We start from the raw sequence: 26,510 nt of genomic DNA on the forward strand, positions 1-26,510 counted from the left end.
CCAATCTTTTCTGTTTGAATTTTGGAACAATTCTAGAAGGTCTCAGGTTATGTTATGTCATTAAAAGAACTCATTTTTTCTTTTTTATTATTTACAGATAAAATACATATAAGGAATTTTATAACAATAAAACTTCTCAATTTTTTTAAATATGTTACAATTAGATTAAATATAAAAATGTGGGGGTGAGGTATATCGGGCGTACCATAATTTTTCTTTAGTTAGAAAATACTATCTTATTAGTATAAAAGATAATGTAAGTTTTAATTGCTATGGGACAGATGGCTTGGAGTACTCGGTGTAAAAATGCAAAAATTAGAAGGGCAACAGTATACTTCATGAATAATCATTTAACATTATTGGTCTCAAAATTTAGGCTATATATGACCCAATGATATGTAGGGGTGTGACATGATAAAGAAATGGATTGCAGGAGGAGTTATTTTCATAATTATAGGCTTCATAATTTATGGCTTGAGCATCGGAAAAAGTCAGCTTGCGAATAGCTCTTCAAATGAGGTAGAGACAATCGCTATACAAGAACAGGAAATGTCAGGGACCGTAATTGTCCCGGGGGAATTAATACTTTCAGATGAGCAAGTAATCACTTATCAAAGCGATAAAGGTGAAGTGGGGGAAATATTAGTAAAAGAAGGGGATCAGGTCAAAAAAGGTGACGATCTTATCCACTATAAAAATGAAAAACTCTTAAATGATCAGAAGCAAAATGAATTACAATTAGAATTGATTTACTTGGAGCTGGAACATATTCAAAAAAAACACAAAAAAATAGATAAAAGGTTGGAAAAAGATAAAAATAATGAGGAGTTACAAGCGGAACATGATGAAATAGAGCTTCAAGAAAAGCAAAAAAAACTGGAATTAAGTCAGTCACAATTAGAGAAGGAGTCCATCGAGCAGGAATTTGTCGATACAACCATTAAAAGCGAGATTGATGGCACAGTTATCTCTATTGCTGAAGAAGCGCTCGCTAGTTTGGGACAAATCGAACAGCAGCCACTTTTGATGAAAATTGGTACACTTAAAAACATGCTGGTTAGAGGCGAAATTTCGGAATATGACACGTTAAAAATTAAAAAAGGTCAATCTGTCAAATTAACATCGGATGCAGTGCCGGATGAATCCTGGGAAGGAACAATACTTTCTATTTCTGCTTTGCCGATGGAAGATGATTCTGAAGAAGATTATAGTGGAGCTAGTTACGCCGTTGAGGCAAAAATAGATAATGAAGAAATATCTTTAAAACCTGGATTTAAGATGTTGATGGAAGTCGAGACAGATAAGGAAATGGCATTTACTCTTCCCCTTACTGCTGTAAAACGGGAAGCAGAAACCGATTACGTCTATGTTGTAAAAGAGGGGATAGCCACCCGTAAGGAAGTAAAAACAGGAATAGCTACAAATGAAGTAATCCAGATTAAAGATGGGTTGAAAGAGAATGAGGAAGTAATCTTAAATCCGGAAGAGGCCACTGATGGAATGGAAGTGACTGTACAATGATATACTTGGAATCTGTAGAAAAACATTACAGTCTTGCCGAGGGGCATGTAAAGGTACTGAAGGATATACATCTGCAAATTGACCAGGGAGAATTTATTGCTATTATGGGATCTTCTGGTTCTGGGAAAACGACGATGATGAATATTATCGGTTGTTTAGATAAACCGTCAAAAGGAAGATATTGGTTTAATAATCAACTTGTTTCTGATTACGAAGAAAAAAAACTTGCCCATATTAGGAATCATTCAATTGGTTTTGTTTTCCAACAATTTCATTTACTTCCTCGTTTAAATGCTTTGCAAAATGTTGCTTTACCGATGGTTTATTCAGGAATTAGCTCAAAAAATCGGAATGAAAAGGCCACGGAAGTATTAGAAAAATTAGGCTTAAAAGATCATATTAAGCATTTGCCCAATGAATTATCAGGTGGGCAAAAACAGCGTGTAGCGATTGCTAGAGAGATAGTCAATCAGCCTGAGGTTGTTTTGGCAGATGAACCGACAGGAGCACTGGATACCAAAACAGGTCGACAAATTATGGATTTATTTACGATGCTGCATCAGGAAGGAACAACGATTATCCTCGTAACACATGAAGAGGAACTTGCAACATATGCGGATCGAACGATATTTGTTCGGGACGGTATGCTGACAAACACGGCAACAGATGGAGAAAGTGAAATAGAGGGTGATGACCGTTGAGGATGTTAGAAAATGTGAAAATGGCTTTGTCAACCCTATATTCTCATAAAATGCGGTCCATTCTCACGATGGTCGGTATTATTATTGGCGTCGGTTCTGTTATTGCTGTTGTTGCAATTGGTCGAGGCGGAGAAGTCATGTTGAAAGCCCAGTTTTCCGGGGTAGAGAATGCGAGAGAGCTATATTATGAACCATCTGAAGAAGAAATTGAGTCTAATCCGAACGCACTTTTCGAATCTGCATTCAGTGAAGAAGATATCCGGACGATTGAGAACATACCGGAAGTACAACGTGTTATAAAATCCAGTACCGAAAACAGCCATTTACGTTATTATGAAGCAGAAACGAAAGGAAATATAAAAGGTATTAGTGAGGAATATATGAACGCTAATCAATTAGAAATAGCTTCCGGGAGGAATTTTACTAGTGGAGATTTTTGGGGAGGAAATAGATCAGTCATTGTAAGTGAATCATTTAGGGATAGGCTTTTTGATGGGAATGAAATGCTTGGTGAAGTGCTTTATATTGGTTCACAACCAGTAAAAATTGTTGGAGTCCTGGAAAAAGGGAATTCTTTATTTGGAATGAATCAGGATACAATTTATCTTCCTTTAACAACATGGCAAAATATTTTTGCTAGCTCTGAAATTAGCGAGGTATCTATCCAGGCTAAAACTCCGGAAGCGCTACAAACAGCAAGTGAGAAAGCTGTAGCAACTCTGAATCGAATCCACGATAAAGATGGTGCTTATCAAATTCTCAACATGGAAGAAATTGGAGACATGATCGAGCAGGTAACCAAAATTATGACGATTGTTATTGGGAGTATTGCCGGCGTCTCCTTAGTTGTTGGCGGTATCGGTGTCATGAATATTATGCTTGTTTCTGTCACTGAACGAACGAGAGAAATCGGTATTCGTATGTCACTTGGAGCTACTCGGGGACAAATCTTGGCGCAATTTTTGGTTGAATCGATTATTCTTACATTATTTGGTGGATTGATCGGAATGTTAGTAGGAGCAAGTGGAGGGATGCTTGTCTCATATTTTGCAGGATGGCCTTCTCTGGTATCCCTACCAGTTATTATAGGCGGAATAGTGTTCTCTATGTTTATCGGCGTTATTTTTGGGATTCTACCTGCAAATAAAGCGGCAAAAATGGATCCAATTAAAGCATTGGGACATGAATAACACATTAAAAAATTATAAATTTAGAATTAATTTAAAATTTTGATTGCCAGTTTAGGAAAAATTTGGTACAATAAGTTTGTACTAGTACTAAATATTTGAAGGAGGTAATTTTTATGGTTAAGGCAAGAGATTCAAAGTTTTATGCTCTACTATCTTTGTCGCTTTTTGCAGTTACATTACTAGCTTTAGCGATTGGTAGTGGACCACTCATCGCAGCTCAACTTGGACTTAGCACTACGACGTCAATTGCAATTGTCAATCTGTTAAGTGTTGGTTCAACAGTTGCTACGGTAATAACAGTTATAGGGATGTTTTCTGGAGTAGGGACTATTGGATCAGCGTTTGCAGCGACTGTTCTTACACTTATGAAGAAACATGGGAAAGCTAAAGCGGCTGCTTTCTAACAATGACAAAAATATTTAAACTGCATGATCAAAGTATAACGGGTCATCTCAATTATATTGGGATGATCTTTCTTTCATCAATAATTCTGCTAACGCTGATTTTTTATCATGATTTAGTTCCTAGTCAAACCCTTATTCTAACTTCTTTTTTTTCTATATACATTATAGCAACAGCAAACATTAACCGTTGTATATTACCATATAGAAAGCAACACCCTGGAATAATCTTTATTTCCAAGCGCTTTTTGTTGAAACATTTGTTTTTTACAATCACAAAGGGGTATTCTCTTCAACTACTTTTGGCTCTAGTAATTTCTATAGCTTTTATTATAAGATTAAATCAATATTTAATTATTCTATTAGCTTTAATTACAGTTATTATTTCTTTTTTGTCTCAATTAACGTCCGGACTGTTTAAAATTTTGCTTCGAATGCTGTTTTTAATACAATTATGGTTTATTTTAACATCTTCGTTTGGGTTAGCCATATTTGTCGTAATTATTCAATTTGTACTTATTTACTGTTATCTATTTAACTATCACAGAATTTCCGTATTAATGGGAGTGTCCATGTTAAATAGTTCTAATAAACGATTTAGATCTGGAAACATACTATATATATTATTTTCTTACATAATCACAAATAAGTTATTAATGGTCTTGCTTGGATTCTTGGTATCTGTAGCAACTTACTATGCTCAAACAATCCTAACTAGATTACCCAATTTGCCAGGGTTTCCTGCTTTAATGGTCATTTGTATTAACTTTATGACGGTCATGGAAGTTTTAGTAGGACAGAAGAAAGAAGAAATTCTATTTGATAGAGCAAGAATAGAAACTTTGCAATCCTCTTTAATTGTTAGTTCATTCAAAAGGTTTACATCTAGTACAATTTATTTGCTATCTCTTATGATAATTATTGTATGTCTGTGTGGAATATTAGGGGTATTACTAAATACTTCTGATAGTACAATGATTCTTTTAAACTTTATCTCAATTCCTTTGATACTTTTTATAGGATTAGTGTATTTTAGAAAAACTGAGTTATTAACAAGTGGTAATGATTACAAGTTATTAAAATTAACCTTGCCTATTTTAATGCTTATATCCATTACAATTTTCACTATTGTTTCTTGAAAGAAGGAATGAGAATGAAACATAATTTATTCAAACTTTTTCTTGTATACTATTTTATCTATTGTTTATTTATTATTTGTACAGGAGTTTTTTTAGGATCTATAATTAATTTAGATTTATTTGAACCAGAACCACCTGATTTGGGTGATGATTTTAGGAATCTAGTTTTATCACACAATTCAAGGAATTTTGTATTGTATATATTGGGATTTATAGTATCGCCTATACTTCAGATATTTGATTTGGGCGGCTCAGCTTTTCAAATTACTTTAGGTTTTAGAATATTCGGTGCAGAAGAAGGTTTGAATAGATTAACCCCACATGGGTTGTTGGAGTTTCCAAATATGTTACTTTATCAAGGTATTAGTCAATATTTGCTTTGGACATTAATCTTTACTAGATCAATAAAGGTTACTTTAGGTGTAATGAAAAAATTATTCCCTGTTTATATACTATCATTAATAATATTAATAATAGCTGCTATCATTGAAGGATATATATAGAAGAAAGTGGGATTCATATGAGCTTAAAATTTGTAAATTGTACAAAGAAATTCAAGGATCATTTTATTTTAGACGAAGTGAATTTTGAAATACCAAAAGGACTTTTACATCTAAGAGGTCGAAATGGTACTGGTAAGAGTACTCTTCTTAGAATAATTTCTGGTCTCGATAAAAATTATTCGGGTGATATTATTAAATGTGGAGATCCAACTTTATATTTAAATCATGATCCCATTGGTATTCATCCTTTTACAATTAGAGAAAACTTAGAAATTCTATGGAACACATTTAAAATTATTCCATCCACAAAACAACTTTCCAAAGTTAAGGATTTTTTTAATGGTAATTTAGACGTTTCATATAGTAGAGCATCTACGGGAATGAAAGCTAAGATTGGTTTATCATTAATTTTCGTAAAGGATTGGGAGATAATATTAATTGACGAAACTATGTCCACTTTAGATACAGAAAGTATTGATATGCTTTCTGAAAGACTAGTAGACCTTTCAAAAAAACAAATGGCAACCATCATATACGTTTCTCACAGCATGGTAAATAAACGCTTAAAAGATAATTCAAGCGTTATTTATATAAGACAGGGGGGACTTATGTGGGAGAACGTATAAAATTATTATTATTATCATTTTTCTTATTAAGTGTATATGTGCTCCTCAACTATTATTTTATATTTCTAGTCGCTGACAATCAAATAAATTTATTATCTCAAGATCTAGAGGACCTGAAATATGTCCTAGATAATATTTCTCATAAAAATTTAGTCTTGATTGTAACAATAATTTCGACTTTTACAACAACGTTAGGTCTTTTAGTACAATATCTTATAGGTAAATTTCTATTGGTTATTTTTGCATCAAATGTTCAAAGTCATTTATTTCATGCTCTTATACCAAAAGTATTTATTATGATAATTAATCTGATTTTTATGGGGGTTTTGGAGATACATAACACTTGGTTGTATCTATTAACTGCTCTTATAGGGTCAATTTTAATATTGTTCTTTTTTCAATATAAGAAACAAAATTGGAAAGCATCATTACTCTTTTCTTCAGCCTTTATAATTGATGCCTTATTCTCGTTATGTAAAACAATATTTTCAGTGTGATGATGAGAAGGAGAATAGTTTATCACTAAAGCAAAGTGCGATAATGCTGCTGACAGTTAACGTACATGAAGTTAGTAATTGCTAGAAGTATGCTTTTCTATAATTGCTAAAGTTTCCTTAATAGGTGAAAGAAAGTCTGTTAAAGTGAAAAGGAAATATTTAAAGGGGGTGATATTCATTATGTGGAAGTGGCTAAAAAACTTATTCAAAAAAAGAAGAGATGGAGGTGGCGGTTCTGGCGCGTTTTAAACCAATATTCAAAAAATTCGTATAGTGACACCATAATATGGACAGAAAAACACCTCAAATATGGAGAGACCTAACTGAATGAGACAGAGGAAAAAGCACCCCCGAGTCGTATTTAAAATAAAACGACATTGAGGTGCTTTTCTCATGTATGACTTTAGTCTGTTGAGCTCGCGGGTGGGAAATCAGTGGTTACCCCAAACAAAAAACTCACTTTCTTCTATAATAGAACATTCTAGTTTACATAATATATATTATCGGAAGTTATTAAACAAAAATTATTTTAATCTCAAAATCAAAGTATTCTTAAGATAGTGAGACAAGACTAAAAAAATTACTATGAATCATAGTAATTTTTTTATAGTTATTTAGTTAGTTCATCTGGGTCAATTTTCTGCAATGGTTTGCTTGCTGGTCCGTTAATTACTTCACCGGTATAAGAAAATCGTGAACCATGACATGGACAATCCCATGTACGTTCTCCTGAATTCCATTCCACTTCACAACGTAAATGTGTACAAGTTGTATCTACAATATGAACTTGATTTTCTTTATCCTTATAAACTCCAGCTCGATTGCCATTTATTCGTGTAACCGTTGCCTGATCCGATTGTAATTGTTCTATATAAGGATTTGTGTTATCAAGCTTTCCTTTTATCATATGTTTTGCTACATCGGTATTAATTTGCGTGAACTTTCGTATCGATGGATCTGCTTTAAATCGTGATGGATTAAAAACATCGGCGTATTCACTTGTCTCGTTTATAATTAAGTCGCTTAATAATCTTGCAGCAACTGTGCCATTTGTCATGCCCCATTTACGGTAACCGGTTGCAACAAAAATTTTAGGTTGTGATTTTTTTAGTTTCCCGATATAAGGAATTTTATCTAATGTTGTTAAATCCTGTGCTGACCAGCGGTAATCATATGATTTTACTTGAAAATGTTCATCAGCAAACGCTTGCAGAGCTTTGTAATGCTCATGTGTCTGTTTTCCTTGCCCTGTTTTATGGTTTTCACCACTAATTAACCATAGTTCTTTTCCATTCCAATTCGTTGTGCGAACGGATCTAGTTGGTGACTCTGCATTAATATACATACCACCTGGGTATTCCTTAGCTGATTGAATAGCTAATACATAAGCCCTCTCTGCATACATTCTCGTAAAATAAAAGCTGTCTCGATCATAAAAAGGAAAGTGAGATGCAGAAATGATATAATTACATTTAATTCGATGGCCTTCTTTTGTTATAATCGAAGGATTTGTACGATTATCATCCATATCAACAGCAACCGTATTTTCATAAATATTTAAACCGTTTTTTATACTTGCATCAAGTAAGGCAGTTAAATATTTTAAAGGATGAAACTGCGCCTGGTTTTTCATTTGTAAGGCGGATTTCATTGGAATTTTTAGCGGCATCTGATCTAATAATTCACTCTTTATTTTTATTTGATCGTACGCATTTTTTTCTTTTTCTAAATCATGCTGCCATTTTTCACAATTGGTAAAAATATATGCATGTTCTTTTCGGTAATCACATTCAATTGTTAATTCTTTTACCGTATTTTCGATAAATTGCTTCGCTTCATCCATTGCTTTATAATAAAGCATAGCATGATCTATTCCAAAATGTTTAATAATTTCATCGTAAATCAGGCCATGTTGAGCAGTAATTTTAGCTGTTGTATGACCGGTAGTTCCCTTTAGAATAGGGTTTGCATCAATCAGTGTTACGTTGATATTATTTTTTGTCAACAAATATGCTGCTGTAATACCTGTAATCCCTCCGCCAACTATCCCTACTTCCGTATCGATGGACGTATCTAATGGCGGAAATTCTTTTATCGATGCTGTATCACGCCAATAAGAATGTGATTGAGAAGGTAATTGAGAATGAGCCAAATTTCCCCGCTCCTTTCAACTTTATTTATAACTAGTATGGACATAGCTAGTTTATTTTAGTCTCTGCAAATAGGTTTAGTTTTAAAAAAATAGGTAATTTTTAGTGAGGTGAGTATCATGCTAAAGCACGCAATACTTAGTGGACGTGTTCAGGGAGTTGGTTTACGTTTCATGGCAAAGCAAAAAGCAGATGAATTAGGAGTTAAAGGATGGATCAAAAATAATGATGATGGAACAGTAGAGCTAGAAGCAGAAGGAAATGAAGTCCAATTAGAACGATTTATGGAGGCATTAGAAAACGGTCTTAATCCGTTCATCAAGGTTACGCATATCGAACAAAAAACTTGCGAAGGGGATAAAGGCCATACAAAGTTTTCCATCAAATAATTAAAAGTCAAAGTATCTAACTCGCCAAGACAACATATGCTTTATCACATAACTTCAAGTATTTTTCTGGTTCATAAAAAGCAAGCTGCTCTATTCTAAGCAGCTTGCTTTTTATGAGCTGGAAAATTATAAAAATTGTTTATAGGTATCCATATCTTACGCTAGTGCCTAGCTTCTAAACGATCACTTGCGATTTTGTTTTTATTCTTATTGTTCTTCAAAAAATTTACGATTTAGCTCAATGTATTCAGTTTCCTCTTCTGGAACTTCATCTTCCATATAAATTGCTTCTACTGGGCATACTGCTTCACATGCGCCACAGTCAATACATATATCAGGATCAATATAAAACATATCTTTTCCTTCTTCTATGCAATCAACAGGGCAAACTTCTACACATTCTCCTGATTTTTCCTCTTTACAAGCTGACGTAATAACAAAAGCCAAGATGGCTCTCCTCCTTCTTTCCATTAAACCAAATATATTAATAAATAATGTACTAGTTATTATAACGCATTTTCAACAAAAAATGAAAGTAATAATAGGTTAGTTTACGTTTCTTTATGAAAGAAGCTAACCCAATTACTCTATATAATTAATCGACAAGTTTTTGCCAATGCCAAACTGTATGATTTCCAGTTTGAAAAGCCAAATGCATCATCAATTTTACTTTAAAAGCAATGCTAGAGATTGCTTTGAGTTTGTTCAGTATGATGCAGTTTCCAGATACTTTATTAGTAAAACAATCCGTTCCGTTGCTTGATTAGCTGACTCACCTGCATGTATATAAGATACAGCAGGTCTTTGTCCATTTGCAGAACAATGACAAACCAAAAAATTTGTTTCTGCAACTTATTTAAGTATTTCAAACGTAAACCAAATCCCTATGACCATGAATTAGTGATGAGCATGGGATTCATTAAAAAAGACTTGAAACGAACAGAACAAGCTCTTCCTCTTCCCCGGCTAATTAACCTCTTCAAAATATTCTTTGCGAAACCCGCCAATACGATTACTGTTATCAATAATAAAATAAAACTCATCGGTCTCATTTTTAACATCATACATTTTTCCTGGTGTTAATTTTCTATTCACAATATATTTTTTAGCATTTGTATGAACACATTTTAATTGCTTCATTGTTTCTCTGTTTTCCCAGTTTAAATGGATCATTATAATGTTACTCCTCTCCGCTATTAGTTTACATAATAATTTTACCGTTAACTAAACTTCATCAACATCAAACAAACGTTCATATTCTTCGTACCCTTCTTCTTTAAGCTTCTCCTTAGGGACAAATCGCAGTGCTGCAGAATTAATACAATAACGAAGTCCGCCTTGGTCTTTTGGACCGTCTTCAAATACATGACCTAAATGCGAATCAGCATCCTTGCTTCTTACTTCTGTACGTATCATCCCATGTGATGTATCCAGCTTTTCTTTAAGCTGATAATCGTCTATCGGTTTCGTAAAGCTTGGCCAACCACAGCCAGCATCATACTGATCTTTTGACGAAAATAGTGGTTCTCCTGAGACAATGTCTACATAAATACCTTCTTGATCATTGTTCCAGTATTCGTTTTGAAACGGTCTTTCCGTTCCGTTTTCCTGGGTAACATGGTATTGGATCGGTGTCAGCTTCTTTTTTAAGTCTACCTTATTTACCTTGCTTTTCCAATGTTTATTGATAAAATCCTCCCTGCCGGAACCTTTTTTATAAAGACGATAATGAAAAGATTGTTTTTTATAATATTCCTGATGTTGTTCTTCAGCTGGATAAAAAGGTTTTGCAGGAAGAATTTTCGTCACAATTGGTTTGGAAAACTTACCACTTGCTTCTAATGCTTGCTTTGACGCTTCGGCTTGTTGTCTCTGTTGTTCGTTATGATAAAATATTGCAGTATGGTACGATTCACCACGATCATTAAATTGTCCATTAGGGTCTGTTGGGTCAATTTGCTGCCAAAAGGTATCTAATAACTTTTGATAAGGCATCATCGTTGGATCAAACTCTATTTGTACTGCTTCCACATGACCTGTAGTATTTGAACAAACCTGTTCATACGTAGGATTTGGCATAGTACCTCCTGTGTAGCCTGATGTTATCCGGATGACCCCAGGACGATTATCAAATGGTTCAACCATACACCAAAAGCAGCCCCCAGCAAATGTTGCATATTCTTTCATTGTGTCACTCATTATCCATCATCCCCTCATTCTTTTCCTCTATTTTTCCCTGAATAGAAGAAAAAATCAAGCTGGACGCATTATTTAAATAAATAATTTCGGTACAGATTTTCCTTTTTGTTGTTCATCCTCTATTATAGACGGTTCATTTGCTTCCTCCGATTCTGATTCGGTTTGATCTGATTTCGGTAGTTCCGATTCGTCTTTTTTATTTTCTTCCGTTTCTTCCTTGTCTTCTTCATCTGTATCATCTTCTGTATCGTCTAAGGATTTAAAAGCCTTCATCATGCGAAACATTGCTGGTAAATTCTTTACCATGGGTCCATATTCCTTTACAATAGGAGCAGCATTTTGTACGACATTTATAACCTGTTGCATATTATCTAATGCACCGCTTAAGCCACCAATTCCCTTACTAACAGCCCCTCCAGCACCCGTGCTTGCTCCGGATTGTGGCTGTAATAAACTTAATAGATTTTTTAATTTACCTCCTTTCGTAGCTGCCTGTTGCATCCCCGAAAAATTGCCTCTGGAAAAAGGACCAGCTTGAAAGGGTGCATTTGGAAAATTACGCGGTTGAAGTTGTTGAAATGGTCTAAAATTATTTCCCATATTGCCTTGTTGCATATGGAATGGAAAGTTAACCGATCGTTGTGGGGAAAACACCATGTTGATATGCCTCCTTTCTTTATGCTATTACCTATATTAGTGTACGTAGACCTAAAGAAAAAGTGTAGGCATTTATTGAATTACTATGGTTTACAGAGGAATTATAAAGTTTAGCATGGAAGCTGTTAGACGAATGAGGAGTTGTTACGGATTTAGATAAACGAAGCATAAAAATTAGTCAATCGAAAAAATATAGCGACTTTTTCTTTGCTGAATATTTCCCGGGCAACCGCATATAGCTACAGCATTTGCAAATAATTCGTATTCATTTGCCGAATATTGCAGAAGATCACAGTATTAGGTATGTAACTAAAAACAAAATTTAGAAGCAATCACTTATTAGCGTACAAATGCTCTGCTGACAAGATAAAGTGCAACTTCATGAAGGGTTCCTTTCTTTTTTCATCTTGAAACAGTTAAAATCCATTTGTAGACTTCCTTAAGAAACCTCGGTGTATTGCTATCGCAAGTATACCCCACTTCTATTGCAACGCCTTTTAGTCGATATTAAAAATTATTCAGCATATAAAATCAACTATATTTTTCTTAATATTAAAAAATTAATCAAACGTTTGTTTGAAACTTGAGTAATTAGGAATAGTGTTAGGAAAATGCGGATTAACTATATTGAAAAGTCCAACCTCCCCACTAATTCATAGAGAAATTGAACTTTTTCATTGCTTTATTAAAGTTCCCTTTAACGGGAATTATTCAATTTGAAAGCACCTATAGCCAAGCAAGCCTCCAGAGGTATTCAGTAGAATCATCCACATCAAAACTTTTGATATAAAAAACGACCTGTAAACATTCAAAACGAAAACTCAAGGATCGAGCTAACACACCTATGAATGACATTTCATTGTTTTTAGACAACACTGAAAATATTACCAATTTTTATACGATAGGTAGACAGGTTCTGGATATAATTTAATATGGATTAAAACAGAATTAAAATTCCCAAATGCAACCGATTAAAGATATGATCGGGGTTTCCAAGATTTTTCTGAAGTTAGTAGCAGAGAAATATAACATGAATCAATTTAAATTTGAATCGAATGATTTTGAATAAAGCATACACGAACAATGTAAATAGTGTCATTTCCTTCGTTCCATTCTCATCCTCACCTTTATGAACTTCGGGTGCTGATTAGGGAAATACTGTTACAATTACACCATCCATATTGTTACCTGATATTTCATAACGAAGATTGGTCGGCACATGAATGGTAGTATTCTTAGGAACAGGATGATAAAAGATCTTATATTTTTCTCCATTTACATTAGCAGAAATGTTTTTTTCTTCTTTTAGGTAATCTATATATTCTTCTAGAGCAAAATTCTTTTTTTTCATAATCGCGCTGTGAGGCAAACCAACATAACGGATGTGCCATGGTTCATATTTAATTCCAGTAACATCAGTTTTATCCTGTGGATACCGTAATATAAAGCCGTATTTCCAGGCATTTTCTTTCAGCCACTTTCCTTCAGGTGCCCGATCCATTTTCGTTAAGCTTGATCCTACATCAAGTGATAAGCCTGAATTATGCTCACTATAACCTGCTGGCAAGGCATAATCCGCCCCCATTTCTTGGTAAAGCACACTTTGCTCAACAAAGTCTCGAAAGCCACTACTAATTAAAAAATGACTAACCCCATCCTTTTCAGCATCATTGATCATCTGTGAAAATTTTTGTGTTATTCCTTTTGACAGATAAATATTCGTATCAAGCAACCCGTATCCATTTATCAATTCTTTATGTTTAGATAAATTTACGATATCTAATTTCACACTCTCTTGGCGAATAGGATATTTACTGTTGATTAAGAGCAGATTTCCTTGATAGATCTGTTCTTTTGAAATCTCTTCCTTTTGGAGATTTTCAGAAGTCCCTATATTATCTTTGTGATTTTGATCATATTTTTGAATAACTACTTTATCCTGAAAAAACAGTGCTTTATTAATGAAAGTAACTCCTGCAAAACCTAAGCATAATAAAAACAACAATAAAAATCCCCACTTCTTCATTTTCAGTTTCCTCCTTGATCTTATATACTTAAAGGATAGGAAAAACTATTTAAAAAAAGAGTGGGGTAAATTTTAAATTTTTCTTAAATCTTTTTTAGCTTGATTATTTGGTTCACTTTTTGTGGTAAACCACTTCAAAAATCGTACGTATTAAAACTACTTTGGACAGTAATCAATCTATTATGTTGCTCAACAATATTTTTAGCAATGAACAAGCTAAAACGGTAAACGAATTGCATCATGTATGTGTCAACCCTAGAGTGGGGACATAACGGTTTACTAGAAGAATACCATTACAATTCAGAGAAAATAGTCTCATTAGATTCTCTAAGACAACTGCAAGAAGTTGTTGTAACAAGAAAAAGAGATCTCAAGAAGGTAGACACTAAGTACTTAAGTTAGACGATAATGCTAATTTTCAAAAGATACTCAACATTCCCAATAAATAGAAAAACTCGAGGTATAGATCCTCAAGTTTTTTACTCATCATGTAACGTATAAATTTCCCATAATTCATCAAAAACAGGTAATGCCGTAGGAAAGGGACTATTCCATTCTAAGTAGTTGCTAATTTCATCATAATTCGTGGACTGCTTAGGGAAATTGTGATCGGAAAATGCCCAATCAGCTAATCGGCACGGATCATCAGGCGGTTTTTTTCCCCGGAAAGTCATTAAAAAATGATAAAAGGATCGTGATTGCAATTGCCTCTCCTCCTTTTATTCAGAGTTATTCATAAATGCTTCATGTTTTCGTTGTTTTTTTCGATGTACAATTGTAGCTAGATAAATGCTGATTTCATATAAAATGATTAATGGAATAGCAACGACAATTTGTAATACAAAATCGGGCGGCGTTACAATAGTACCGATGATAACAAGAATAAAGTAAGCATATTTTCTAGTCTTTCTCATAAACTGTGGTGTTAAAATACCTAAGGCGGTTAAAAACATAGCAATTACCGGAATTTCAAACAAAACAGCAAAAGGGACAGTTACACGAATTAAAAATCCAAAATACTTGTTAACTGTAAACATTTCATTAAACATCCCATCGTTTAATGAAAGTAAAAAAGGCAAGATTAATTTAACGAACATAAAATAACCAAACACTAATCCACCAATAAACAGTAAAAATACTGCTGGGATATAGGCAACCGTTGCTTTTCTCTCATTTGCTGTCAGACCTGGCCTTACAAACAACCAAACTTGTAAAGCAAAAATAGGCAGTGTACAAGCAATTGCTACTACACTGGCAAGCGTAAAATAAATCCAAATAATTTCCCCGGGACTAATAACTGTTAGTTTAAAACCTATATCACCTTGGAAAAAAAGATATATATCCTTTGAAAATATAAATCCAACAAGGAAAAATAGGATAAAAAATATTGCAGTTACAATAATCCTGTTTCTTAATTCAGCCAAATGACCCGTTATGTTCATTTCTTTCTCATCAATAGATTGATTCTTAGACATCCTGTCACTCTCCCACACCATACAGCAAAATAAAATGATTGGTTAACAGATTTAAAAGTAAAAGAAGATGCAAGGATTTCACCTTACACCTTCTTTTATCCGTTTTTACTTTGATGTATGGTTTTCAGCGTTTCCTGATGAATCCCCGTCGGAAGCAATGCCCTTTGTTGCATTTTTAAATTCTTTTAACGAATTGCCAAATGCCTTACCTATTTCCGGAAGCTTTGCTGGTCCAAAAATGACTAAAGCAATAATAAGTATTAAGACTAACCCGGGTATACCAATATTTTGAAACATCTCCCCACGCCCCTTTATTTGTTGTTGTTTTCTTGCTCTGAAATTATTTTCTTTGTCTCATTGATTTCCTCTTTTGCATCGCTTGTCAAATCATTTGCCGACTTTTTAAACTCTCTTAATGTTTGACCAGCCGCTTTACCTATTTCCGGTAATTTCTTGGGACCGAAAATGACTAAAGCAATAACCAAAATTAAAATCAATCCAGGAAAGCCTATATTAGACATTTTTACACCTTCTTTATAGAATGATTTTCTTCAACCTGCGTGTTCAAAAAGAGAGTCTCGTAACGAAATTAATTATAAAGCGCTTTAAGTGTAACATGTTTTTATATAATGAGACAAGCAACATACGCTTTATATTGACAGATTATTAATTCTGGAAATCCCTCCCGTATTACTTTTTTCGATCATACTGAAGAAAGTAGAAATCATATGGGTTTTTCTCATCTTTTTCCCCTCGCTCTTTGGCACTTAGCGCCCATTCTGCTTCAGAGAATTGCGGAAAATACGTGTCACCTTGAAAAGCATGATCAATCCAAGTAATGTACATACGATCAGCGAACGGCAACAATTGTTCATAAATTTTTGCACCGCCAATTACAAAATACTCCTTCTCCGGGTCCGCTTCATTCCATTCTAGAATTTTATTGATATCAGAAACAACTTCGATTTCCTGGGGAAAATCTCCCCCACTTCTTGAAAGAATAATATTCTTACGGTTTGGCAGTGGTTTTCCAATCGAATCAAATGTTTTTCTGCCCATAATTACTGTTTGATGCATTGTCTTTTCTTTGAAAAAGCGTAAATCTCTGGGCAATCGCCAAGGGAGGCGGTTATTCAAACCGATCACATGATTTTTATCCATTGCAACAATGAAAGATATCATCGATCCACTTCCTTTCCTATTTATCCCACATCTAGCTGGCAGTAAGACCCCGCCTCGGGGAGTAAGAGAGATCAAAGAAGTCTAGAGGGCGGATAACTGCCAGTAAATGTCCGATTGGTTTAACTAAACATGAATTTCACTTTATCCCGCATGTAAGGTGCCGTAAGACTCCCACTTCAAAATTTTGAGTGATACAAAAGGTCAAAGTGGGAGAAAACGGCACCTAAATGCCCGATTCGCTAAGCTAACATTTCTTGGGAAAGGCATTCCAAGAAATGAAGTTTCACTTTATACTGCAATTGGTGCTTTAATAGCTGGATGTGGGTCATAACCAATAATTTCAAAGTCAGTAAGGTCAAAATCAAAAATAGAGGATTTTTCCATATTTATTTTAAGTTGTGGCATGGCTCTTATTTCTCTTTTTAGTTGGGTCTTCACTTGTTCTACATGATTCACATAAATATGTGCATCTCCAAGCGTATGAACAAATTCCCCAGGTTGTAAACCACATTCATGGGCAAGAAGATAGGTTAACAACGCATAACTTGCAATATTAAACGGAACTCCTAAAAACACATCACCACTTCTTTGGTATAGTTGACAAGATAGCTTCCCATCTGCAACGTAAAATTGAAATAACGTATGACAAGGTGGAAGTGCCATAGATGGAATAGCTTCTGGATTCCATGCGGAAACAATATGTCTTCTGGAGTCTGGTTTTGTTTTGATGGATTCAATAACGTCTTTTAATTGATCAATCGTCTCGTTTTGCGATGTTTTCCATTTACGCCATTGCTTTCCATAGACATCACCCAGATCACCATAGGTCTTTGCAAAAGTATCGTCTGTTAAGATCTTTCTTTTAAAAATCTCCATCTGCTCTTGATAGCGTTCATTAAATTCAGGATCCGTTTGTGAACGGATACCGAAATTCGTCATATCCGGACCTTTATAATCACTGCTCTGAACCCACTTGGCAAACGCCCACTCATTCCAAATATTATTGTTATGCTGTAACAAATATCTAATATTTGTATCACCTTTAATAAACCAAAGCAGTTCACTGGCTACTAATCGAAAAGGAATTCGTTTCGTCGTTAATAGCGGAAAGCCTGCTTGTAAATCAAATCGCATTTGATAGCCAAATACGGAATAAGTACCTGTATTCGTTCGGTCTGTTTTTTTAATACCAGTTGTTAAAATATGTTTACATAAGTTCAAGTAAGCTGCTTCACCACTAACCATATGTAATTCCTCCAAACTTCTATATCTTATCTGTCTCATTGTACCATAAAAACAAAACTTGTCTCTAAGTTTGTAATATAAACGTAATTCATAAACAGCAAAATCCTACATAATCCTATAACAAATATAGAAGTATACGATTCATCTTAACTACTTCAATAATCTTACCTCACGGAACTATGGAAAGGGGAGTGTGTATGAACAGTCAACTAGAGTATGCAGTGAAACGTTCTTTATTGTATGGTTTTGTATTAACCCAGCCGTTTGTCAATTATGTCGGTGCATACCCGCAGCTGCAAAATAAAACTTCAACCGATCAATTAGAAGTTAGTAAACACGAAGAATCCGACCGTACAGTACAAAGAAAATTACATACGTTACCTTATTTTGATCAGGAAACCAGTAATTTTGATAACAAGTTGAAACAGATGATTGCGCATTCTTTGAATGAGTACCAATTATCTGTTAATGGGAAAATAAATAAAACAACAACATTCATACCTAGAGACGCAGAAACGGAATACAAAAAGCAACTACAAAACTTTGCAAAAGAATTACAACCAGGGGTGCATCATGAGAAAGTGAAAATCGTCCAAAAAGCCTTACAATATTTCGGCTACTATGAAGGAAAATTAGATGGTATTTATGGACCATTAACAAAAACAGCTTTAGAAATTGCGGAGGATGAGCTTGATCTAGAACTAATTTCAGATTCTGAAGCAAGTGCCTCTACTCCACAAGCGCAAACAATCTCTTCTGCCTCTGTACCTAGTAATAAGGAAACGAATAACCAAGCTAACAATAAAGAGATAAAAGCGGAAAAAACGGTACGGGAGGTTAATAAACCTAAGGAAGTCAAAAAAGCTGAAGTATCAGGTGTCAATGGTTCTTCCATCATCGAGGAGGCTCGTGCCCAAATCGGCACTCCGTATGTTTGGGGCGGCACTTCTCCAGGCGGCTTTGATTGCAGTGGTTTTATTCAATATGTTTTTCAAGCAGAAGGCATTACTATCCCTAGAACCGTAAGTGATATATGGAATTTTTCGCAGCCGATTTCTGAACCTTCCATTGGTGATCTTGTTTTCTTTGAAACGTATAAGCCCGGACCATCACATTTAGGGATTTATGTAGGTAATGGCAACTTTATTCACGCTGGAGAGTCAAGAGGAGTTGAAATAAGTGAATTAAGTAACCCGTATTGGGAATCACGCTACTTAGGCGCTAAACAAGTAAAGCAATAATAATTCATTTTATTCAATTTTATACTTTCCTATAGTACTATAGTACAAAAAATAGAGCGTTTTTAACAAGTTGGATAAACATCCTCTCCTAAGGAAACGCTCTATTTTGGCAAACGTTTAATACTCTGGATTTGTCCATGTATAATGAATAAACTTTACGCATTCACCGTACATTTCAAATGAGTTCTTTTCTGTTTTTTCATGGATAAAGCCGTTTTTTTGTAACACTTTTTGAGATGAAATATTGTTCGTCGTTGTTTTAGCATGTAGCTGCCTTAGACTCGTTGTAATGGAATCTTTGAGTAAAAGACTTAATGCTTGAGTAGCTACTCCTTTTCCTGTATGAATTTTGCCAATACGATAACCTAAGTGTCCAACTTTTCGATCGTCATTCAGATCAACTATATTTATTCTCCCTAAAATATTATGACTATCTTTAATTAAATAAAAACTTGCCTGCCCTTCACTCTGTTCCTCGAGCAATGCTTCATGTCTAGCTAAAAAGTTTGGTACATGATAATACTCATCGCCACGGCTTGGCACCATTGTTTCAAAAAATGCTCTGTTTTCTGCTTCAAACTTTAATAATGCTTCGGCATCTTCAGGCTGAAGCAGCTTTAATTTAATAATGATGTTCAACATCCTTTCTTGCTAACGTTGTCTCACCATCATTCCATTCCTTGTAAAACTGCTCTAAAAATTGTTCCATCATTTGGTGACGTTCTTTGGCAAAATGTTGAGCTGTTTTCGTATGGAGCGTATCCTTAATAATGAGAAGCTTGTCATAAAAGTGCTTAATCGTATGATTATTGAATTGTTCATGATAAAAATGCCTGCCCTTTGCTGCTCCATAGGCAAATGCACGTGCAATTCCGATAGCACCGATTGCATCTAGCTGATCAGCGTCTTGAACTATTTTTCCTTCTAAACTTTTAGGAATCCTTCCTTTACGAAAAGAAATATCAGTTATCGCTAACTTTATTTGGGCTATTTCTTGTTTAGATAAATCAATCGATATGAGAAGTCGTTCTAATTCTTTTTTTATCTCTGTTGGATTAGTGAATAATTTCTCATCCACTACATCATGTAACCAAGCTGCTGTTTCACAAATAAATCTATCTGCATGTTCTTTTTCAGCAATTAATTTGGCTAAGTGAGCAACCCGCTTCATATGATAATAATCATGTCCGGTAATATCATCTAGAAATAAGTGACGCACAAACCTTTTTATCGTAAGTAATTGTTCCTGTTGTTTCATTAAAACAAACCCTTCGCTTTTCCGTCCTCTCCTACATCCATTTGTAAAGCAGCAGGATTTTTAGGTAATCCGGGCATTGTTAAAACATCTCCTGTTAAAGCCACAATAAACCCTGCACCAATAGATGGACGTAATTCCCTAATCGTGATAGTAAATCCAGTTGGGCGCCCTAATAAAGTTGGGCTATCAGATAGCGAATATTGTGTTTTAGCCATGCATACGGGTAAATTCCCCCACCCTTGTTGTTCATAAAGCTTTAGCTGTTCACGAGCTTGTTTCGTAATCTCAATATCATCTGCACCATAAACCGTTTGTGCGATCTTCCTCATTTTTTGTTCTAAAGACTCATGCATCTCGTATAAAGGTCGATAAGAAGTGGACGCCGCTTCTGCTTTTTTAATCACTTTTTCTGCTAAAGCTACCCCACCGTTCCCTCCATCAGCCCATACGGTTGTAAGTGCTACATCATAACCTCTATCGTCGCACCACTGTTCAATAAAGGTCGTTTCTTGTTCTGTATCTGTCGGGAATTGGTTAATAGCTACAACAAATGGAACATGAAATGCTTGAATGGTTTCAATATGCTTTTGTAAATTCTCCATCCCTGCTTCTAAAGCTGCTATATTTTCTGTTTTTAAATCATCTTTTAACATTCCACCATGCATCTTCAGCGCCCGGACTGTAGCAACAATCACAACTGCAGCTGTATTTATATTTCCTGCTTGTGATTTAATATGAAAGTATTTTTCAGCACCCAAGTCCGCTCCGAATCCAGCTTCTGTGATCGTATAGTCAGCAAGCTTGGCAGCTGTTTTCGTAGCAATAATGCTATTACACCCGTGGGCAATATTTGCGAAAGGGCCTCCATGTACGATCGCTGGTGTGTTCTCCGTTGTTTGTACTAAATTAGGCCGTATTGCCTCTTTTAATAATAAAGTCAGAGCTCCTTCTACTTGTAGATCTTTAACTGTAACCGGTTCATCATTGTAGGTATAGCCAATTACAATCGAAGCTAAACGCCGTTTTAAATCTTTTAAATCCATTGCTAAACATAAAATTGCCATTATTTCTGAAGCTACCGTAATGTGGAAACCATCTTCCCTTGGCATTCCCTGCTTAGCGCCGCCTAGACCGATGATTACTTGTCTTAATGCGCGATCATTCATATCCAGTGCGCGCTTCCAGACGATCTTTCTAGGATCTATTCGTAATGCATTTCCCTGATGAATATGGTTATCAATAAATGCCGATAATGCGTTATTTGCCGTAGTAATTGCATGAATATCACCCGTGAAGTGAAGGTTAATATCTTCCATTGGTAAAACTTGCGAATAGCCCCCACCAGCAGCTCCACCCTTTAGTCCCATAACTGGACCTAAAGAAGGCTCACGTAAAGCGATGACCGCTTTTTTCCCCATTTTACGTAATGCTTGTCCTAGTCCTACCGTAACAGTAGATTTCCCTTCACCTGCAGGGGTTGGATTAATTGATGTCACAAGGATAATTTTTCCATCTCGCTTATTACTTAACTTTTCTAATAATGCACTAGATAACTTTGCTTTTGTATGTCCATATGGCTCCCAATCTTCTGTCGATAAATGGAGCTCTTCTGCAATCTTATGTATTGGAAATAGTTTTGTTTTTTGGGCAATTTCTATGTCTGTATTCATGACAATACTCCTTTCATTTTAGAAAAACAAGGAATCGCTTTCAATTTCTAACTAACCTATTTAAATAATAGCTGGAATATGAAAAAATGTCGAGTTATCCTCCCCTCTTTTCTTGACGTGACTAGTTAAATAAGCTATATTAGAAACAAGCAAAGAAGATGTACGGATTCATTCATGCAGACAGCTTCTATAGAAGTGGGTGTACAAGTGATCCTACACTTCTATGGGAACTGTCTATTTTATGTTCTGTTTATCTGCTTTGCATTACCACGTTTTACAAGGGAACGTGAAGCTTTTTAGGAGGATTAATAGATGGAAAACGGAGTAGTTAAATGGTTTAACGCTGAAAAAGGTTATGGCTTTATTCAGCAAGAAGAAGGAAACGATGTCTTCGTTCATTACTCAGCAATTCAAGAAGAAGGTTTTAAAACACTGGAAGAAGGTCAAGAAGTTACTTTTGATATCGTTGAAGGTGAACGTGGTCCACAAGCAGCTAATGTCGTTAAAAAATAAATAGTCCAAAACACATAGATAAAGCGGTAATCTATTTTAAGATTACTGCTTTTTTTGCGACTGATCCGTTGAGCCTAAGAACAAAGGCACATAGCTGGCGAAATTAGTTTCAATAAATATAACAACGGATATTTTTTCGATTCAGACTTTCATGCGTTCCATCGTTAAATAAGGGGTTCTTGTTTTAGATGTGTTCCAAAAAGGGGATAAAAAGGATCAAGGTCGGCTAAGGTCTTAGACGCCCTTGAAAAAACAGTTATTTTTCTGCGTGTGACGCTTCGATGACGTTGATTTCCTTGTTCTGTTGCAATGCTGACACTAGCATATTCTAGGTGAAGTTTCAAGTAGCTAGAGTGTAAGAGTATAGATTAAATGACTACGGGTATTGCTTGAGTCTCTACTCACACAGGAAAATGTTTTTCTTTTCCAACGAACGGAGAAATAGGTCTATAGAGAAAACTTGTCTAACAATTCAGCGAAGCGCAGACGATAGCTAAATGGCACGTATACTTAGAACTTAAATATTAACTACGTTGAATGAACTTCAACGAAAATTTTATACGTTCTAATGTACGAAGAAATTCAATATGTCCTTTTTAATGTACCTTTTGAATACCCTGTTAGACAAGAAAAAATTTTTAAAAATATGTATTAGGAGAGATCAGATAAGTTGTTCAAAGACGAGCGCTTCAAAAGCGTTTCAGCTAATGATTTAAAACGTGATATTATTGCAGGGATAACGGTTGGAATTGTTGCCATGCCGCTTGGGATGGCATTTGCAATCGCCTCAGGAGTAAAACCGGAATACGGTCTCTACACGACCATTATCGCAGGTTTTTTAGTTGCTCTTTTCGGTGGTTCCAAATTCCAAATTGCTGGTCCAACGGGTGCTTTTATTCCTATCCTGCTTGCGATTGTGTTAGAGCATGGTTATGAAAATTTATTAATTGCTGGATTTTTGGCAGGAATCATGCTCATTATAATGGGCATTTTCAAATTGGGAAAGTTAATTAAATATATTCCGCGATCCGTAACGATTGGCTTTACTTCTGGAATAGCTGTAATTATTTTCAGCGGGCAAATCGGAAACTTTCTTGGCCTGGAAGAGCTTGAAAAAAAACAATATTTTCATGAAAATATGATCCAGATTGCACAGAATATTTCTACGATCAACTGGTATAGTATATTAACTGCTCTGATTGGGTTAGTAGTTATTATTTTTATTCCTAAATTATTCCCAAGAGTACCTGTACTTTTAGCAGCACTTCTTCTGCCAACTGTAATTGCTGTTCTTTTTTATCCAACGCAAGTGGCGACAATAGGTACTGTATTTGGTGGAATTCCCCAATCATTACCAAGCCTACATTTTCCTAATATAACATGGGAAAAAATAGTGGTACTTTTGCAACCAGCCTTTGTAATTGCCATGCTTGGCGGAATCGAATCACTATTATCCGCAGTAGTTTCTGATGGAATGACAGGTACACGACATCATTCCAATCGCGAACTAATCGGTCAAGGAATAGCAAACATAGTAACTCCTTTATTTGGCGGTATACCTGCAACAGGCGCAATTGCTCGAACAGCTACAAATATTAAAAGTGGTGCTGTTAGTCCTTATTCAGGAATCTTTCAAAGTATATTTGTTTTAATTACACTATTACTTTTCGCTCCATATGCATCAAGTATTCCTCTAGCAAGTATGGCTCCTATATTAATGGTTGTTGCCTATAATATGAGTGAATATAAATCTTTTACACATATTCTTAAATTAAGGTCCAGCGACTCTCTCGTTTTAGTAACTACTTTTTTATTAACCGTGTTTGTTAACCTAACTGTGGCTGTTCAAATTGGTTTACTGCTTGCAATGGTTTCGTTTATTAAACGAATGAGTGAAGTTCTTCAAGTAAGAAGAGTGATTCCGGATATGATGAAGGAAACAACAAATGATCGTAATTTTGAATCGCTCACATCCGTTTGTCCACAGCTTTCCTTTTATACGATTGCAGGCCCTTTATTTTTTGGTGCTGCTGATAAGTTTGAATCTATCATCACTCGGTCCATTAACAAACGCCCAACAGCGCTTATCTTGAAAATGAAGCATGTTTCCACATTAGATGCTACAGGTGCAGCAAACTTAGATTCACTGGTAACCGATTTTAATAATATTGGTGGAATTACAATTATATCAGAAGCAAATGATGATGTACTTGAAATGTTACAAATAAGCGGGCTGTATGATAAAATTGGCGCAGAGAACATCTTTAAACGTTCAGAAGATGCAGTCAATTATGGACTGCAGCTGATTCAAGTAAGTAAATGCTCTATTTGCGCAAAAGAGAAACGAAATACATGTAAAGCATTTAGAGAAAGCAGCGATTTATTAGAAGTAACGGAAGGAATAAAATATCCAAATCGTTAACAATTTTTGAAACTTTTCGTCCGAATAAGTGAATAAACAAGTATGTTTTCCCTTGCAGACTATCGAGAACTTTTCGATAGTCTTTTTTATCTAGGAAACTATAAAACTTACATGGTTGGATAATTTATTCAGCTTCAACGCCGAAGCCCCTTTGAGGTCGGCTTCACTCTCCTTGTGACTCGGGCAGCCTTCTCGTTGGAGTTTAAGTGATCGAGCAACGAATAAACTTCAATCTCTTTCCTGCGAGTTTAGTTCCATCCTTGTCGATGGCGAGCTTGGCATTTCCCCTTTTATTTTAAAGTATGAACAAACAAGGTTAAAATCTCCTTATCGTATACTTCTTTGTTGTTTATGTTTTATCTTCGTTTCATAAACCTGTCATATGTTCATAAAGTACAGCTTCTCATTTCGAACCTTCCTTTTATTTATGCTTGAAAGATTTTTTAGGAAAAAAGTCAAGCTTCCTTGCGTTTTGTTCATTTGCTTCGGTATAATAGCTGTTGTATTTTCGCGGTTCGAGAACTCCCCCTCGTCATCAAAACTAAGGAGGAATTTTATTGGCTAATGAACTTATTTGGATTATACTTGCAATCGTAAACTTCACACTACTACTTCTTTTTTATAAATGGTTTGGTAGAACTGGTCTTTATATATGGATTGGTATGGCAACAATTTTAGCCAATATCCAAGTATTAAAGACAGTTGATCTGATCGGATTCACGGCAACTCTTGGTAATATTTTATATGGTACGGCTTATTTAGCGACTGATATTATTAACGAAAAATATGGTAAAGCAGAAGCAAAAAAAGCTGTTTGGATGGGGTTTGCAACCTTAGTAACAATGACGGTATTAATGCAGGGTACACTGGCATTTGAGCCTAGTGCAGATGATGTTGCCCATGAAGCACTGGCAACGATATTTAATTTAATTCCTCGCATTGCTGCCGGTAGTCTTGCCGCTTATTTAATCAGTCAATCTTTTGATGTCTGGATGTATGATAAAATAAGAAAATTATTTCCGTCTGATCGACATTTGTGGATCAGAAATAACGGCAGTACTGGCATAAGTCAATTATTGGATACGATTGTATTTTGTACAATTGCCTTTTACGGAACTTATCCGACTAATGTTTTTATGGAAATCTTTTTTACTACGTATATCATTAAATTTATTGTAGCGTTAATCGACACACCATTTATGTATATAGCTAAAAGGATGAAAGGATAATACAAGCTTACTTAGCGCAGTCTTATTAGCTAAGTGTTAATTATGTACTTAAATAAAGTAGCATCATAAAATTAAAAGATAGCGAAAAGACTTAAATATAGACGGTATTTCCGTGCGTTGACGGAGATTAGGACACAATACTTTTATGGATCCATTTTTGGTCTTCCTTCCTAGAAAGTAATGAGTGGAAGTTTGGTGTGGGAAGTTACCAGGTAGATGAAGAAGGCCAATAAATCACAGCCATCAATGTGTTGAGAAAAACCGTCGAACCAAAGA

27 protein-coding genes are annotated in these 26,510 nt (G+C 35.1%); 12 read left to right on the top strand and 15 right to left on the bottom strand.

Annotation, left to right across the window (positions count from 1 at the left end; translation table 11 throughout):
* Positions 1-411: 411 nt before the first annotated feature.
* The 7 genes from JNUCC74_RS09195 to JNUCC74_RS09225 all read left to right on the top strand — a co-directional run bounded on the left by JNUCC74_RS09195 (position 412) and on the right by JNUCC74_RS09225 (position 6,578).
* The gene (locus tag JNUCC74_RS09195; protein ID WP_454067756.1) at positions 412-1,521 is read left to right on the top strand and encodes an efflux RND transporter periplasmic adaptor subunit; all 1,110 of its coding nucleotides are present in this window, start codon (positions 412-414) and stop codon (positions 1,519-1,521) included.
* Positions 1,518-2,222, top strand: coding sequence for an ABC transporter ATP-binding protein (locus tag JNUCC74_RS09200; protein ID WP_454067757.1), 705 nt, complete (start codon positions 1,518-1,520; stop codon positions 2,220-2,222). Before JNUCC74_RS09195 ends, JNUCC74_RS09200 begins: the two co-directional genes overlap by 4 nt.
* Positions 2,219-3,412 (top strand): ABC transporter permease, encoded by a 1,194-nt coding sequence (locus JNUCC74_RS09205; RefSeq protein ID WP_454067758.1) that lies wholly within the window; start codon positions 2,219-2,221, stop codon positions 3,410-3,412. The genes JNUCC74_RS09200 and JNUCC74_RS09205 overlap by 4 nt, the downstream gene beginning before the upstream one ends.
* A 113-nt stretch (positions 3,413-3,525) precedes the next feature.
* Positions 3,526-3,816, top strand: a complete 291-nt coding sequence (locus JNUCC74_RS09210) for an uberolysin/carnocyclin family circular bacteriocin (protein ID WP_454067759.1) — start codon at positions 3,526-3,528, stop codon at positions 3,814-3,816.
* Between the two features lie 1,150 nt (positions 3,817-4,966).
* A complete protein-coding gene (locus JNUCC74_RS09215; protein ID WP_454067760.1) occupies positions 4,967-5,455 on the top strand; it encodes a stage II sporulation protein M in 489 nt (162 codons plus the stop codon).
* A gap of 17 nt (positions 5,456-5,472) precedes the next feature.
* A complete protein-coding gene (locus tag JNUCC74_RS09220; protein ID WP_454067761.1) occupies positions 5,473-6,081 on the top strand; it encodes an ABC transporter ATP-binding protein in 609 nt (202 codons plus the stop codon).
* Positions 6,066-6,578, top strand: a complete 513-nt coding sequence (locus tag JNUCC74_RS09225) for a hypothetical protein (protein ID WP_454067762.1) — start codon at positions 6,066-6,068, stop codon at positions 6,576-6,578. Before JNUCC74_RS09220 ends, JNUCC74_RS09225 begins: the two co-directional genes overlap by 16 nt.
* Positions 6,579-7,188: 610 nt before the next feature.
* Here JNUCC74_RS09225 and JNUCC74_RS09230 read toward each other — a convergent pair.
* On the bottom strand, positions 7,189-8,730 hold the full coding sequence (locus tag JNUCC74_RS09230) for an FAD-dependent oxidoreductase (RefSeq protein WP_454067763.1): 1,542 nt from the start codon (positions 8,728-8,730) through the stop codon (positions 7,189-7,191).
* Positions 8,731-8,847: 117 nt separating this feature from the next.
* Between JNUCC74_RS09230 and JNUCC74_RS09235 the strand changes: the two genes are divergently transcribed.
* The gene (locus tag JNUCC74_RS09235) at positions 8,848-9,117 is read left to right on the top strand and encodes an acylphosphatase (RefSeq protein WP_454067764.1); all 270 of its coding nucleotides are present in this window, start codon (positions 8,848-8,850) and stop codon (positions 9,115-9,117) included.
* A gap of 207 nt (positions 9,118-9,324) precedes the next feature.
* On the opposite strand, the gene JNUCC74_RS09240 is transcribed toward JNUCC74_RS09235, so the two are convergent.
* The 11 genes from JNUCC74_RS09240 to JNUCC74_RS09290 all read right to left on the bottom strand — a co-directional run bounded on the left by JNUCC74_RS09240 (position 9,325) and on the right by JNUCC74_RS09290 (position 17,901).
* Positions 9,325-9,564: a DUF362 domain-containing protein gene (locus tag JNUCC74_RS09240; RefSeq protein WP_454067765.1), complete on the bottom strand. Its 240-nt coding sequence runs from the start codon at positions 9,562-9,564 to the stop codon at positions 9,325-9,327.
* 519 nt (positions 9,565-10,083) lie between these two features.
* Positions 10,084-10,290, bottom strand: coding sequence for a DUF6501 family protein (locus JNUCC74_RS09245; protein ID WP_077320560.1), 207 nt, complete (start codon positions 10,288-10,290; stop codon positions 10,084-10,086).
* A gap of 51 nt (positions 10,291-10,341) precedes the next feature.
* A complete protein-coding gene (gene msrB, locus JNUCC74_RS09250; RefSeq protein WP_454067766.1) occupies positions 10,342-11,316 on the bottom strand; it encodes a peptide-methionine (R)-S-oxide reductase MsrB in 975 nt (324 codons plus the stop codon).
* Positions 11,317-11,388: 72 nt separating this feature from the next.
* Positions 11,389-11,973 (bottom strand): VrrA/YqfQ family protein, encoded by a 585-nt coding sequence (vrrA, locus tag JNUCC74_RS09255; RefSeq protein ID WP_454067767.1) that lies wholly within the window; start codon positions 11,971-11,973, stop codon positions 11,389-11,391.
* A gap of 1,147 nt (positions 11,974-13,120) precedes the next feature.
* Entirely contained in the window at positions 13,121-13,999 is an 879-nt protein-coding gene (gene vanY / locus JNUCC74_RS09260) for a VanY-A/VanY-F/VanY-M family D-Ala-D-Ala carboxypeptidase (protein WP_454067768.1), read from the bottom strand.
* Positions 14,000-14,478: 479 nt separating this feature from the next.
* Positions 14,479-14,703, bottom strand: coding sequence for a YozE family protein (locus JNUCC74_RS09265; RefSeq protein WP_281250278.1), 225 nt, complete (start codon positions 14,701-14,703; stop codon positions 14,479-14,481).
* Positions 14,704-14,718: 15 nt separating this feature from the next.
* Entirely contained in the window at positions 14,719-15,474 is a 756-nt protein-coding gene (gene tatC / locus JNUCC74_RS09270) for a twin-arginine translocase subunit TatC (RefSeq protein WP_454067769.1), read from the bottom strand.
* Positions 15,475-15,579: 105 nt separating this feature from the next.
* Positions 15,580-15,771: a twin-arginine translocase TatA/TatE family subunit gene (locus JNUCC74_RS09275; protein WP_077320565.1), complete on the bottom strand. Its 192-nt coding sequence runs from the start codon at positions 15,769-15,771 to the stop codon at positions 15,580-15,582.
* Positions 15,772-15,785: 14 nt separating this feature from the next.
* A complete protein-coding gene (locus tag JNUCC74_RS09280; protein ID WP_077320566.1) occupies positions 15,786-15,995 on the bottom strand; it encodes a twin-arginine translocase TatA/TatE family subunit in 210 nt (69 codons plus the stop codon).
* 169 nt (positions 15,996-16,164) lie between these two features.
* Positions 16,165-16,656: a dihydrofolate reductase gene (locus tag JNUCC74_RS09285; protein WP_454067770.1), complete on the bottom strand. Its 492-nt coding sequence runs from the start codon at positions 16,654-16,656 to the stop codon at positions 16,165-16,167.
* A gap of 288 nt (positions 16,657-16,944) precedes the next feature.
* A complete protein-coding gene (locus JNUCC74_RS09290) occupies positions 16,945-17,901 on the bottom strand; it encodes a thymidylate synthase (protein WP_454067771.1) in 957 nt (318 codons plus the stop codon).
* Positions 17,902-18,098: 197 nt separating this feature from the next.
* Between JNUCC74_RS09290 and JNUCC74_RS09295 the strand changes: the two genes are divergently transcribed.
* Positions 18,099-19,142, top strand: a complete 1,044-nt coding sequence (locus JNUCC74_RS09295; RefSeq protein WP_454067772.1) for a C40 family peptidase — start codon at positions 18,099-18,101, stop codon at positions 19,140-19,142.
* A gap of 117 nt (positions 19,143-19,259) precedes the next feature.
* Here the strand turns inward: JNUCC74_RS09295 and JNUCC74_RS09300 are convergent, their stop codons facing one another.
* From JNUCC74_RS09300 to JNUCC74_RS09310, 3 genes are read right to left on the bottom strand one after another with little or no spacing between them, the layout of a single operon-like run.
* Complete coding sequence (locus JNUCC74_RS09300) at positions 19,260-19,781, bottom strand: GNAT family N-acetyltransferase (RefSeq protein ID WP_454067773.1); 522 nt, start codon at positions 19,779-19,781, stop codon at positions 19,260-19,262.
* Complete coding sequence (locus JNUCC74_RS09305; RefSeq protein WP_454067774.1) at positions 19,765-20,400, bottom strand: HD domain-containing protein; 636 nt, start codon at positions 20,398-20,400, stop codon at positions 19,765-19,767. The genes JNUCC74_RS09300 and JNUCC74_RS09305 overlap by 17 nt, the downstream gene beginning before the upstream one ends.
* Positions 20,400-22,070, bottom strand: coding sequence for a formate--tetrahydrofolate ligase (locus tag JNUCC74_RS09310; protein WP_454067775.1), 1,671 nt, complete (start codon positions 22,068-22,070; stop codon positions 20,400-20,402). The genes JNUCC74_RS09305 and JNUCC74_RS09310 overlap by 1 nt, the downstream gene beginning before the upstream one ends.
* 312 nt (positions 22,071-22,382) lie before the next feature.
* On the opposite strand from JNUCC74_RS09310, the gene JNUCC74_RS09315 reads away from it, so the two are divergent.
* The 3 genes from JNUCC74_RS09315 (at position 22,383) to JNUCC74_RS09325 (ending at position 26,234) form a co-directional block, all read left to right on the top strand.
* Complete coding sequence (locus tag JNUCC74_RS09315) at positions 22,383-22,583, top strand: cold-shock protein (protein ID WP_077320572.1); 201 nt, start codon at positions 22,383-22,385, stop codon at positions 22,581-22,583.
* A 670-nt stretch (positions 22,584-23,253) separates the two neighbouring features.
* Positions 23,254-25,005, top strand: a complete 1,752-nt coding sequence (locus JNUCC74_RS09320; RefSeq protein ID WP_454067776.1) for a SulP family inorganic anion transporter — start codon at positions 23,254-23,256, stop codon at positions 25,003-25,005.
* 557 nt (positions 25,006-25,562) lie between these two features.
* Positions 25,563-26,234 carry a queuosine precursor transporter gene (locus tag JNUCC74_RS09325; protein WP_454067777.1) on the top strand — a complete coding sequence of 224 codons (672 nt, stop codon included), beginning with the start codon at positions 25,563-25,565 and terminating at the stop codon, positions 26,232-26,234.
* Positions 26,235-26,510 lie beyond the last annotated feature (276 nt).

This window comes from Cerasibacillus sp. JNUCC 74 (assembly GCF_053667775.1).